The sequence below is a fragment of the Ottowia caeni genome (genome assembly GCF_050821495.1).
GTDB lineage: Bacteria > Pseudomonadota > Gammaproteobacteria > Burkholderiales > Burkholderiaceae_C > Ottowia > Ottowia caeni.
In genome coordinates this window covers 17,292-30,104 of sequence record NZ_CP151081.1, presented here as the reverse complement: position 1 = coordinate 30,104, position 12,813 = coordinate 17,292, and the positions used below count along the sequence as shown (strand labels likewise).

Below are 12,813 nucleotides of genomic sequence, written 5' to 3'. Positions count from 1 at the left end.
TATGGCACGGGCGAATAGAACTCCAGACGACGCCCTGCGAGGATGGCTGGTGGTTACCACCTTGCTTCTGGTTTTGGCAGGGTGGATAGCCGGTTTTCTGCTGTACTACCGGGTTCCCAAGTCCATGATCATCAAGGGCGTCTGGTTTGGAATCCTGGCCACGCCCTCCAATCCGGTTTTATGGGTCGGGCCGTTCATAGGACTAATGCTGGGGGTGGCCTTGTTCATCTACGGGGCCATTCGATGGACGACGAAATTCGGCGGCGCAGAATATATGCGCCATTTGCGCGGTCCGCGCATGGAAAACCAGTACGCGCTGCGCTCAAGGACCAAAAGCGGAAGCGGGCAATTGAGGTTCATGGACACGCCGGTGCCGCGGGACGTGGAGAGCACGCATTTTCTGGCGGGCGGCTCCACCGGAACGGGTAAAAGCCAGTGCATTGCCGAGTACATCGAAAGCGAGCAGGAGCGCGGCGAACGAACCATTTGCATCGACCCGGACGGCGGTTTCATGCGGCACTTCTTCCGGCCCGGCGACGTGATCCTCAACCCCTTCGACGCGCGCGGGCAGGGCTGGTCGGTGTTCAACGAGATCCGCTCATCTTTCGATTGCGAGCAGTACGCCATCAGCATGATCCCGCGCAGCCCATCGACGGAGCAGGAATCATGGAACTCCATGGCCCGGACCATCGTTTCCGAAACGCTGCATGTGCTCATCCGGAACAACGAGCTTTCCACCGACAGGCTGGTGCATTGGCTGACTTCTGCGAGCAACCGCGACCTGCAGACGCTGCTGGCCGGCACGCCGGCGGAGGGCTGCTTCCACGGCGCCGAGGAAACCCTGGCGTCCATCCGCGTGGTGCTGACGCAGTACGTGACACCCCACAAATACCTGGCCTCGGGCAGCTTCTCCTTCCGGGACTTCATCGAGAACAGCGAGGGCAACGTTTGGGTGACCTGGCGGCAGGACCAGCTGCAGGCACTCAAGCCGCTGATTTCCTGCTGGACGGACGTGATCTGCGCGGCCGTGCTGTCCATGAGCGACGACCGTGACCGCGGCCTGCACCTGATCCTGGACGAACTGGACTCGCTGGAGAAGCTGAACTACCTTGTGGACGCGGCCACGAAGGGGCGCAAGAAAGGGCTGCGCATCCTGGCCGGCATCCAGAGCCTGGCGCAGCTGCGGCGAACCTATGGCGACGACGACGCCCTCACGCTGCGCAATTCGCTGCGGTCGGTTGCCCTGTTCGGTGTCGCCGAGATGGACACCTACACGGCGGAGGAATTCAGCCGCGGCCTGGGCGAACAGACGGTGATTCGGCGCAACGACAGCGTTTCGGTCGGCGGCCGAGGCGGCTCGCGCGGCACCACCGGCACCAGGCAAGACACCGAGCGTGTCGTGTCGCCTGCAGAGATCCACCTTCTGCCCAACCTGACCGGCTATCTCAAGTTCGCCGGCAACTACCCCATCGCCCGCGTCAAGCTGCAGTACAAGGCCCGGCCCGACGTGATCGACCCCATGGTGATGGCCGAGCAGTACAGCAAGCCCATCCGCGGTTCCGCCGGCATCTTCGCCGGCGCATGAGGAGCGTCCCATGCTGAGCTTCCAAGCCGTCACTTCCAGCAAGCAGGCTGCGCACTATTTCGAGTCGGCAGACGACTACTACGAAAAAGAGGGCCACCGTGGCGAATGGCTCGGCAAGGGAGCCGAGGAGCTTGGGCTCACGCAGCAGCTGCAGGTGGATCGAGAGAGCTTCAAGGACATTCTGGACGGCAAGCTGCCCAACGGCGTGCGCGTGCGCTTCTCCGACCTGCGCTCGGATGACCGCAAGGGCATGGACTACACGTTTTCCGCGCCCAAGAGCGTCAGCCTACAGGCGCTGATCGCTGGCGATGCCGGCGTCACGGCTGCGCACGATCGGGCCGTCAAGCGCGCCGTGCAGCAACTGGAGAAGCTGGCCCACGCGCGCATCAAGGAGCAGGGGCAGAGCTACCGCGTGCGCACCGGCGTGATCGTCGCGGCTGCGTTCCGGCACGAGTTGTCGCGCGCCCAGGACCCGCAGCTGCACACCCACGTGATCGTCGCCAACCTCACCAAGCGCCCGGACGGCCAATGGCGCGCGATGAGCAACGAGGACATCCAGCACAGCATCAAGGCCCTGGGCGCCTACTACCGCACGGCGCTGGCCGAGGAACTGCGGGCGAGCGGCTATGGGCTGAGGGAGACGCAGAAAGGCTACTGGGAACTGGCCCACATTTCCGACGAGTTGATCCAGCACTACAGCACCCGGGCCCGGCAGATCGAGGAGGCCTTCGAGGCTCGCGGCGTGAACCGCGACACGGCCAACACCGCACTGGCACAGTCCGTGACCTTGATGACGCGCGACAAGAAGTCGGAAGTGGATCGCACCTTGCTGCGCGAGGAGTGGATCGAGAGCGCACGAGCAGCAGGCCTCAGCATGGATGCGCTGCTGGCCGCCAAGGAAAACAGCACGGCGCCGGACGTGGCCCGCCTGCGTGCCGACCCGGCGATGAAGGAGGGGGCGGCCGCGGCCCTGAACTTCGCAGTCGAGCACCTGAGCGAGCGTCAAGGGCTATTCACGCGCAAAGAACTGGTTGAACTGTCCATGTCCAAGGCTGCGACCACATCCACCATCAGCGCCGTCATGGCCGAGGTGGAAGCGGCCGAGAACGACGGCCGCCTGGTGCGCGAGTTGCCGCTGTACCAGACGGCACGCTCGCTCAACCAGGCCAAGAAGAACGAGGACGACAAGCAGGCCTCGCATTTCATGGACGTGCCCGAGACCGCCAAGCTCACGCGCACGACATGGATCGGGGCCACGATGCACGCGCGCGGGCTGAATGAGGAACAGGCCACCATCGAGGTGGACCGTGCCATCCAGAAAGGGGCGCTGGTGCTGGCCGAAGCGCGTTATACGACGCCGCAGGCCCAGGCCATCGAGCGCAGCATCCTTGCCATCGAGCGCGACGGGCGCGGCGCCCTGCAGCCGATCCTGAGCGACGAGGGCCTGGCGGCGCGGCTGGCCGCGAGCGACCTGAACCAGGGCCAGCGCGAGGCGGTGGAAATGATCCTCGGCACCACGAACCGCTTCGTGGCGGTGCAGGGCTATGCCGGCACCGGCAAAAGCCATATGCTGGAGCGCACCATCAACGAAATCACCCAAGACGCGACCCAGCAATCCCTGGCCGCCGGATTCGACGTGGTGGGCCTGGCGCCCTACGGCACCCAGGTGGCGGCCCTGCGCGAACTAGGCGTGGAGTCCAACACGCTGGCCAGCTTCCTGGCCAGCCGGAAGGCGCAGGCGGCCTTGAGCGAGAAATCGGTCGTGCTCTTGGACGAGGCCGGCGTCGTGCCCGCTCATCAGCTGGCCCAGGCGATGCGGATCGTGGAGAAGGCCGGCGCGCGCATGGTCATGCTGGGCGACCGCAAGCAGACGGGCGCGGTGGAGGCCGGCAAGCCCTTTGCGCAGCTGCAGGACGCCGGCATGCTGCAGGCTCAGCTGCGAGAAATCCAGCGGCAGCGCAATCCGGAAATCAAGGCCGCCGTGCTCAATGCCGCGAACGACCAGACCAACAAGGCCGTCACGCGGCTGCTGGGCAGCATCCGCGAGGTGCCGGAAGAGCAGGATCGCTATCAGGCCATTGCCTCCGACTTCACCGCGCTGTCCCCCCAGGAACGCGAGGCGACCCTGATCGTGGCCGGCACCAACGAGGCGCGCCACAGCATCAACGAGATGGTGCGCAAACGCATGCGCCTGGAGGGAGGCCTCAAGTACACCGTGCTGGAGAACGTGGACGCCACGCGCGCCCAACTCAAGCAGCCGGCCACCTACGCCCCGGATCTGGTGGTGAGCTATCACCGCGAGGGGCAGAACATCCAGCGCGGCGTGGACTACGCAGTGGTGGGCGTGGAAGGCGATCAAGTGGTGCTGCGCGGCAGCGACGGCCAGAACGTCACGGTCAAGCCCGCCCAGCACTTCTCGGCCACGCTGCACAAGAAGTACGACATCGAGATCGCGCCCGGCGATCTGCTCAAGATCACCAAGAGCGACAAGCAGCTCGGCCTGCTCAACGGCGACCGGGTGCGGGTGCAGGCTGTGAGCGCCGAGGCCGTTACCGTCAAGACGGAGCGCGGCACCATCGTGGCCATCCCGGCGCAGCGTCCCATGAACCTGCAGCACGGCTACGCCACCACGATCCATTCCTCTCAGGGCCTGACTTCCAACCGCGTGCTGATCGAGGCCAACACACGCTCGCTAACCACCAACCGGGCCGCGTTCTACGTGGCCATCTCGCGGCCACGCTACGAACTGAAGCTCTACACGGACCGGGCCGCCGAGTTGCGCGGCGCCGTGGCGCGGGTGCCGAAGAAGTTCGCGGCGCTGGAGTTGAGAACGGCGCACAGCGAGGCGCATATCGCCGAGCAGAAACATCGCCAGATCTCTATTAGTCGCTTGAGAAACTTGTCGAATGATTTGCAACGGCGTAACCCTAATCCACAGCCGGCGCAAGCAAATCGCAGCGTGGCTTTAGGAAGAACACTAAGATGAGGTAGCGGTGATCCAGCGCGGATTGCCCGATCGGGAGTCTCCAATGACAAGCTCGTGGCGCGAAATGACATTGGCAGCGGCTTTGGCAATAGGTTTCTCAGCGCACGCACACAACTGCGATCCGCTTGTATTTCTGTCTTTGAAGGTCGGCAGTAAAACTATAGCGGTCACAGAAGCGCAACTATCAGCGCTGCCGCAGCGGGTCATCGTTACGTCCACCAATTGGGCAAAAAAGGGCTCCTACAAGGGGCCGTATTTGAACGATGTCGTTGGCTTGGCCGGCAGAGGTAGCGTGCAAAAACTGACTGTATACACCTGGGATCATTTCAAAGTCGATATTCCATTTTCTGATTTAGCAAAGTATGGCGTTATCTTGGCGACAAGCCTTGATGACAAACGGCTGAAACTGGATGATTGGGGGCCAATGTTTGTCATGTACCCCTATGATGATTATAAAGAGTTGAGGAGGCCTGCAGGTCTCAACAAAATGGCTTGGCAGGTGTGTCGGATAGATATTTTATGAGACGTATATGGTTTTGGGTGTTGCGCTTCTCTTTACTCGTGGCATTCCTTCTCTTCTTCTACTACTTTATTACTAGTAAGCCGCCTGAAAAAATTATCGAAGAACCATATTGGTCGGTGAGTCAGTTCGAGACAAGTTTTTGGCGTTTAAAGGCTGACCTTGCGAGGATGGAGGACGGAGATGTCTTTGTTCAGGCGCAGTCAGAAAACAGCTTATCTGTTTTTCTTTCCAAAATACGTTTGCTAACTCGTGAATCACCATCGCGTACTACGCTGATGACAAATCACGATTTTGCCTTGCACTTTCCTGAGTTGAGTGCCTTGGAGCATGATGTTCGTGCTATCCATGACAGCTATGGTAGCGAAATGACTAAGGGCGAAGCGCTCCAATTACTGGAACGTTTGGATCGTATTGGTCACATGGTTTCCGATATATCAGCCAGCGTCTGGCAGATGCAACTAGCAAGTAGCGACGCTTCTTTCGAAGCTGCCGAAGCTCGTAACAAAACAATAAACCAGCTGATTGCAAGCTTGGCAATCATGGGCGGATTAGCAGTAATAATTTATACCTATTACAATTTGGGTTTGTATCGCAAGAACTGCGAACTTGCCCGGAGCCGCGACGAATTGGCCGAACGCAACCTTCAGCTGGCCCACCAGAAGAAGCTGCTCGAAGTCTCAGTGGCCGAGAAGAATGAGTTCATGGGGATGGTGTCGCATGAACTGAAGTCGCCCTTGCAGACCATTTCCTCATCCGCCGAATCTCTGCTCAGTCCGCTTGATCCGCACAGGCGCAACCGTCTACTGGCGCGCATCCAGCGGGCGACTCTGAGCATGAAATTTCAGATCAACGACCTGCTGACTCTGGCACGCTCCGAGGCTGGCGCGCTGGAGTTCCGCCCGGACGTGTTTTGCGTTCAGGACCTGCTAGAGGAAGTGCTGGATCTGGAATCACAAAACGCCTACGAGAAGGGGTTGCGGCTATCTATCCATGCGCCCATAGAACCCATCTTCGCTACAGCCGACAGCGGCCGCCTGACGCAGATCCTGGGCAATCTCACCAGCAACGCCATCAAGTACACCGAGCACGGGGCAGTGGAACTGTCGCTGGCCGATGTCAATGAACATCAGCTGGTGTTCACTGTGCGGGACACCGGACCCGGCATGCCTTCGGGGTTCGCGCCACTGGAGATCCAACCGTTCAAGCGCTATGGCGTCTTGCAGGGCGGCGATGGCGCCGGCATCGGCCTCAAGATCGCCTACTCGCTCGCTGAGTACCTGTCCGGGCAGCTGACCTACGACAGTAGTGAGGAGGGCACTTGCTTCAGGCTGACCATTCCGGCACTGCTGCAGACGGACGACCCGCGGCCTTCACCAGCCGAATCGAAGCAGCGCTGGCTCTTGGTGGATGACAACCTCGAACTGCTGGCTTCGCTGCACAGTGAATGCCAAGTGCTAGGCATCGAGGCCGACATCGCACCGTCGCCGGCGATCGCCGCGAACATGATGGCCGTCAATTACTACGATCTGGCCCTTATCGATGTGAACATGCCGGGCCGGCGCGGCGACGAACTCGCGCGTGACTTCAGGCGCGGCAGTTCCATGGCAAATCCCCGGTGCCTGCTGTACGGCATGAGCGCCCTGCATCATGGACCCTCGCCGATTCGCTCGCCCTTTGACAAGCTGCTCGACAAGCCCATCCGCATCAAGTCGCTGCTTGCCGGCCTCACACGCCCAGCGTCAGGTTCGCCATCAGAACGCCGGCTGTGATCGGTTTCTGGCAGACGAAGAAGTGGTAGCGCTTCTGCGCCTGCTCGACGGCGCTGCTGTCGGCCTTTCCCCCGGCGCCCATTTCCCCAGTCAGCAGCACGATGCGCGCTTGCCTGGAGATGCGGCGCAGTTCAGCAAGGACGGTTTCCGCCGTGTCCTTGCCAAGCCACCAGTCCAGAACAAAGGCGTCGTACTCGTGGCCAGACTCTAGGTCGGCCAGCAGCGCGCGCGGTGACGTATAGGCCTTGCTGGTGCATCCCTGGTCGGCCAGCATGTCGGCAAGGCTAGCGGCCGTGTCGGCAACGTCGTCCAACACGGCCACGCGAAGCGGTGTCTGCCCGTCCTGGCCGTGAACCAGTTCGATGACCTTGATCGCTTCGAAGGAGAAAGGCACCTTATCGACCGTCATCACGAGCAGGCCGCCATCGGTGTTGAACGCCGCCCACATATCGCCGCGATCGGGCGGGCCGTCACCCAGGCGAACCATCACAGGCGCCTTGTGCTTGTCGTTTACCAATTGCGCAGCGAAGGTCTTGCCCATCACGCCGCGGATCATGCTCAACATGGACTCGCCGTAGTGCTCGCCCATGCGAGCCAAGTCATCCCAGGTCCATGCTGACGTTCCGGTGACCCGGTGGTGGGCGGCTGCGCGCGATAAGCCCAGAACCTCGATTACCGCCGTCACGTAGTGGCGGCGGTCCACCTTGTGGCGCGCCAGAAGCGCGCGAACGATCTCGGCAGCCGATGGCGCCGATCCGGTCCCTTGTGTCTGGCTGTCCTCTTGAGCAGGCATGCGCTGTCCCTGTGTTGTGTCAAACAAAATTTATGATAAGCTTATGTATCGTTGAACAATACAATTAGTGCGATTTGTATTGTATTTCGTTACACGGTGCGCCCAATCTGTCGGATTGTGCATTCCTTCCATGACCGGAGATGTAAGTGATTGACTTGCCGCCTGATCTCGCGCAGTGCGCTCCCCAAGTATCCCCGGTGTTGATGCAGGCCCTGGTCCGCACCGAATCGGCGTGGAACCCGTATGCCATTGGGCCTGATGCCGGCCAGCGCGCAATTGCCCAGCCGCAAACACTGGATGAAGCGGTCAAGACTGTAAAGCAACTTCAGGCGGCGGGAGCCAAATTCAGCGTGGGTTTGGCGCAGATTCATATCAGCAATGTCACCGGCCGGGGAATGACCTGGGAACAGGCATTCGACCCCTGCAGCAATTTAAGGATGGGACAGACCATCCTTTTTGAATATTACGGCAAGGCAATTAAAGAGGGTTACAGCGGGGTCGATGCGGTTTGGGCCGCGCTTCGCGGCTACAACTCGGGCGGCGTGCATAGAAAGGTCAGCGATAAATACGCTGAAAAGATATTCACGTATATGCAGGCCCAGCAGGCGTGGGTACGGACTTCCAAAGCCGCCAGAAGCACGCCGGCAAGCACCGATCCGCGATTTAACCAACTTGCCCGGTCCGTTCAGATCGACATTTCTGGCGCAAACGCGCCGCCGGCGCTGCCCGCCGCCATTGCGTCCAATCCCAATTCGCTGCGCGATGGTGAATCCCCTGACATTTTCCAGGCGCAGGAGGTTACCCAGGGATTTTGATGCTTTGCCTTTTCATTGACTCAACAGGAACCAACATGAATTCCCATATCTTGCAAACGAGTGAAAACACGCTGACGAAAATTATGCTGCTCAAGGGCATTCTTCTGATCGGAATCCTGGCTGCCTTGCTGTTCCATCCGGCCGAGGCCCAAACGCTCAAGCAGACGGGCGTTTCCATCTTCAATGCCCTGTACGCCGTCATCGGCGTAGTCGGAGCCATCTGCGTGCTGGTCACAGGCATCAACTGGGCGGCGGGCAACTTCCTCGGCGCCCACGATCCCAAGCGGCTCTTCTTCCAAGTGCTCGCGGGCACGGCCATCGCCTTCGCCTCGGTGGCCATCGTGCAGTTCATCAAGGAAGCCGTGGGCGGCAACGGCAGCATCGGGAACCTGTGAACCATGGCCGGGGGAAGCAACAAGCACGTCGATGAACCCTTGGAAAGGGTCCTCGTGTACCAGGGGCCGCAAACCAAGGCGATGCAGTTCTATGTGCCCTTGACGGTGTTTGCCGTGGAGTGCGTCGCCCTGCTGGTCTTCTTCCGATTCTTTCAGTTTTGGGCGCTCTTGTTCGTGCTCCCCATTCACTTGCTGCTGATGCTGAAAACGGCCAGCGATCAATGGTGGGTGGAGAACCTTGTCTGCAATATCAAGTACAGGTATTTCGCCAGGAACAAGGGCTTGCGGGGAAAGAACGTGGTGACATTCACCCCGCATGCCACGCGACGGGAATTGAGGGCGGAGCTTGGCCCCCAGCTGAAAACCAAGAGGCGCAAGCATGCTCAATGACCGAGTGGATGCCAAGGAAGTCAGCGACGCTTCCCAGCTGCCCTACAGCCAGCAGATCAGCCAGACCATTGTCGTGACCGAAGCTGGCGATTACACGGCGACGCTGCAGGTGCATGGAATCTCGTTCGACACCATGACCAATGCGGAGATCGACGGGCTGAACCGCACCTGGCTCTCCGCCATCCATACCGCGCTGGCCAGCCCGAACCATGCCCTGTGGACGCATATCGTCCGCACGCGGCAAAAGGACGTACTCACCCACAACGAGTACGACAACGAATTCAGCGCAGATTTCGTCAAGGCGTACAACCAGTCCCTCGAAGGCAAGGACTTCTTCACCAACCGCCTCTACCTGTCTCCGGTGTACCGCCTGGCCGGCACCCAGGCCGACCGTTTCGGCCTGCGCTTCGCGTCCAAGAAAAGCGAGGACTACAGGGAACTGCACGAGCAGGCCAAGGAGGCGGCGCAGCGCAGTGTCGCCGTGCTGCAGGCCGCGCTCAAGCGCTACCACACGCGGCAGCTGCAGTCCTACTCCAGGGACGGCGGCCTGCATACCGAGATTGGCGAGTTCTATGCCTGGCTGCTGAACCACCGGCACAGCCAGGTGCAGCTGCGGCCCGCCAATCTATCGCGCAGCCTGCCGCTCGCCACGCTGGACTTCGGAGAGGAGACGGTCAGGATCGTCAACGGCGCCTCGACCACCTATGCGGCCGTGATGGCCATGACTGCGCCGTACACCTGCGAGTCCATCGACGCAAAGGTCCACGAGAAGCTGCTGACGGCCGATTTCGAGTTCGTGCTGAGCCAGTCCTTCACCGCCATTCCGCGAGACGCCGCGGAACGGATGCTCAAGGCGCAGCAGAACCGGATCGAGAGCACGGCCAGCAACGAGATCCAGATCGCCGACATCAAAGCGGCGCTGACGAATCTGCAGGCCAACAAGTTCAAGATGATGGAGCACGAATGGATTCTGGTGATCTACGGCTCCAGCCTGAAGGAGTTGAACCACCACGTCAACGACGCCATCACGTTGATGAACGAGAAAAGCATTCAGATCTCACGCCAGAACGGCGGGGCGCTGATTGCCACCTTCTGGTCGATTTTCCCGGGTGCATTCAAGCACGGCCGGGTGCGCGCCATGCCGATCAGTTCGCTGAACATGGCGAAGTTCTTCCCGCTGCACAACTATCCCACCGGAAACAGAAAAGGAAGCCAGTGGGGCAAGCCCATACTCGTTCTCTCGACCGAATCGCGCAACCCCTATTTCCTCAACCTGCACGTCAGCCGCGACCGGATGGCCGAGCAGGGCATCCAACTCAACATGGACGACGAGGACGATCCTGCCGTGCCCGCGCAGAAGCGGCAGAGAAAAGAGGTGGGCAACTACTACATCATCGGCGGCACGGGCGCGGGCAAGACAACCCTGAAGGTGGCAATGCGCGCGGCCTTGAAGCGGCGCGAGAGCCGGGACAACCGGCCGGTCAAGATTTTCACCCTGGACAAGGACTATGGGGAGGAAATCGTGATGCGGGCCATGGGCGCGCAGTACTTCATTCTGGAGCCGGGCGTTCCATCGGGCATCAACTTTTTCCAGTGGGACGACACCGAGGAAACCCGGGAAATGATCTACGACGTTGCCAAGTGGGCGGCGCAATACGACACGCGCTATGAACTGAAGCCCAGCGAGGCCATTGACCTCAAGAAGGCCATTTCATCGGTCTTCGACCTGCCGAAGGCGGATCGCCGGTTTGGCAGCATCATCCATTACCTGCCCTCGCACGAGACGGAATACAGCCTGCACCAGTTGCTCACGCGCTGGTGCCACAACGAGGACGATCCGCGTGCCAGTCCCTACGGCTGGGTGCTCGACAGCCCGGTGGATCGCCTCAACCTGAACGACAGCAGCGCCTACGGCTTCGATACGACGGCGGTGCTCAAGCTCGGGTACGCCAAGACCCCGCTGATGCGCCTGATCACCGAGAAGATTCTGCGCAGCGCGGCCGGCACGCCGCACGTGATCGACATGGCCGAGGCCTGGGCGCTGCTGGCCGATCCGCTGATGGGCCAGTTCATCGATGACAAATCCAGAACCATCCGCAAGCAGGATGGGATTCTCGGGCTGGATGCGCAAAACGCTGAGGACGTGGCCGAGAGCCACTTGGGCCAGGAGTTCCTGAATCAGTTTCCGACCTCGTTCATTCTGCCCAACAGCAAGGCCAGGGCGGAGGTCTATATCGACAAGCTCGGGTTGACGCCGCGCGAATTCGAACTGGTGCGCACCAGCAGCGCAAGCGACGGATCGGTGCTGGTGAAAAAAGGCAACGAATCCATCATGGCAAAGATGAACCTGACCGGGATGGACAACATGCTGTCGGTGCTTTCGGCCAGCACCGACAACGTGATGATCTGCCGCGAATGCATCCGGGAATTCGGACCCAATCCCCGCGATTGGTTGCCGCGCTTCTATGAAAGAAGGATCTAGATTTTTCAAAGGAGAAACAGCATGGTCAGGCTCAAGAAAATCAATTTGAGGATGTTCGGCATGGCCGCTGCGCTGGCTGTGTCCTCTTCCGTTTATGCCGGCGGTATTCCGGTGATCGACGGAGCGCATATCGCCACCGCCAAGATGAACAACATGGAGCAGATTGCGAAGTGGGTGGTTCAGCTGGAGCGGATGAAAACCGAGCTCGAACAGACCAAGGGGATTTGGGACTCCCTCAAGGACGGGCGCGGCATGGGCAACATCCTGCGCGATGACCTCATCCGCCAGTTCCTGCCCCAGGACTACTGGGCAGTCGCCGAGTCGATCCGCAGAGGAAACGGCAACTGGAACGGCATCAGCGGCCGGGTGGCCGACATCGTGAAGGCCTACCAGTACAAATCCTGCGCCGAACTCAACAAGGACCCAGTGTTGCGCCAGGAATGCGAGCGGCAGTGGCGCAATGCCGCCATGAACAAGGACTTCGGCGACCTGGCCTACAAAAAGGCGGCGGAGAACATCACCAATCTGCAGGAGTTCGTCCGCACCATCAACAGCTCGTCGGATCAGAAGGTCATCGCCGAGATCCAGGCACGCATCAACGTGGAGAACGCGCGGCTGCAGAACGAGCAGATCAAGCTCTCAACCATCGCCAAGATGGAGGAGTCCGAGCGGCAGCTGAAAACCGAGCGCGTCTACAACGGTTTCTCCGCGGGCATGGCGAACTTCAGCCGGCCCAATTTCTGAGGGAATGTGATGCGTCGCTTCCCTCGAATCGCCTGGATGCTGCTAGTGCTCGCGCTGTGCGGCTGCGAGTCCGCAGACGAGAAGGCCGAAAGACTTCGGCTTGAAAACCTCTACGCCCTGGACGACCTCAAGGTGGCCCAGGCCTACAAGAAGGCCGATTTCGCCGGCGCGGCCTATGCCAAGGAATATCTGGAAATCAAACGCGAGTGCGCCAAGGAGGAAATGAAGACGAAGGGCAAATGGTGCGAGAAATATTCGAAGATCGAGAAGCTGTACAACCAGCTTCAATCCGAATCGCTTCGCAGCATGCCACAGGCGCCAAAATTCTAAG

Annotated in this window: 11 protein-coding genes; 10 read left to right on the top strand and 1 reads right to left on the bottom strand. The window is 60.5% G+C overall.

What is annotated here, in order from left to right:
- Nucleotide 1: 1 nt before the first annotated feature.
- The 4 genes from AAAK34_RS19885 to AAAK34_RS19870 are packed head-to-tail and all read left to right on the top strand — an operon-like array spanning nt 2 to nt 6,863.
- Complete coding sequence (locus AAAK34_RS19885) at nt 2-1,585, top strand: type IV secretion system DNA-binding domain-containing protein (RefSeq protein ID WP_231698564.1); 1,584 nt, start codon at nt 2-4, stop codon at nt 1,583-1,585.
- Between the two features lie 10 nt (nt 1,586-1,595).
- A complete protein-coding gene (gene mobF, locus AAAK34_RS19880; protein WP_231698563.1) occupies nt 1,596-4,571 on the top strand; it encodes a MobF family relaxase in 2,976 nt (991 codons plus the stop codon).
- A gap of 43 nt (nt 4,572-4,614) precedes the next feature.
- On the top strand, nt 4,615-5,094 hold the full coding sequence (locus tag AAAK34_RS19875) for a hypothetical protein (RefSeq protein WP_231698562.1): 480 nt from the start codon (nt 4,615-4,617) through the stop codon (nt 5,092-5,094).
- A 38-nt stretch (nt 5,095-5,132) separates the two neighbouring features.
- The gene (locus AAAK34_RS19870) at nt 5,133-6,863 is read left to right on the top strand and encodes a hybrid sensor histidine kinase/response regulator (protein ID WP_431778065.1); all 1,731 of its coding nucleotides are present in this window, start codon (nt 5,133-5,135) and stop codon (nt 6,861-6,863) included.
- Here AAAK34_RS19870 and AAAK34_RS19865 read toward each other — a convergent pair.
- Nucleotides 6,820-7,683, bottom strand: a complete 864-nt coding sequence (locus tag AAAK34_RS19865) for a helix-turn-helix domain-containing protein (RefSeq protein ID WP_431778064.1) — start codon at nt 7,681-7,683, stop codon at nt 6,820-6,822. The two genes, AAAK34_RS19870 and AAAK34_RS19865, sit on opposite strands and share 44 nt — an antisense overlap.
- A 119-nt stretch (nt 7,684-7,802) precedes the next feature.
- On the opposite strand from AAAK34_RS19865, the gene AAAK34_RS19860 reads away from it, so the two are divergent.
- Genes AAAK34_RS19860 through AAAK34_RS19835 form a run of 6 tightly spaced genes read left to right on the top strand, consistent with a single transcriptional unit; the run spans nt 7,803 to nt 12,812 of the window.
- Nucleotides 7,803-8,471: a lytic transglycosylase domain-containing protein gene (locus AAAK34_RS19860; protein WP_231698559.1), complete on the top strand. Its 669-nt coding sequence runs from the start codon at nt 7,803-7,805 to the stop codon at nt 8,469-8,471.
- Nucleotides 8,472-8,506: 35 nt separating this feature from the next.
- Nucleotides 8,507-8,866 carry a TrbC/VirB2 family protein gene (locus tag AAAK34_RS19855; RefSeq protein ID WP_231698558.1) on the top strand — a complete coding sequence of 120 codons (360 nt, stop codon included), beginning with the start codon at nt 8,507-8,509 and terminating at the stop codon, nt 8,864-8,866.
- Between the two features lie 3 nt (nt 8,867-8,869).
- Nucleotides 8,870-9,256 carry a VirB3 family type IV secretion system protein gene (locus AAAK34_RS19850; RefSeq protein WP_231698557.1) on the top strand — a complete coding sequence of 129 codons (387 nt, stop codon included), beginning with the start codon at nt 8,870-8,872 and terminating at the stop codon, nt 9,254-9,256.
- Complete coding sequence (locus tag AAAK34_RS19845; RefSeq protein ID WP_263462731.1) at nt 9,246-11,738, top strand: VirB4 family type IV secretion system protein; 2,493 nt, start codon at nt 9,246-9,248, stop codon at nt 11,736-11,738. The genes AAAK34_RS19850 and AAAK34_RS19845 overlap by 11 nt, the downstream gene beginning before the upstream one ends.
- Before the next feature lie 21 nt (nt 11,739-11,759).
- Complete coding sequence (gene virB5 / locus AAAK34_RS19840; RefSeq protein ID WP_231698555.1) at nt 11,760-12,482, top strand: P-type DNA transfer protein VirB5; 723 nt, start codon at nt 11,760-11,762, stop codon at nt 12,480-12,482.
- A 9-nt stretch (nt 12,483-12,491) separates the two neighbouring features.
- Complete coding sequence (locus tag AAAK34_RS19835) at nt 12,492-12,812, top strand: hypothetical protein (RefSeq protein ID WP_431778063.1); 321 nt, start codon at nt 12,492-12,494, stop codon at nt 12,810-12,812.
- The last annotated feature ends 1 nt before the right edge of the window (nt 12,813 follow it).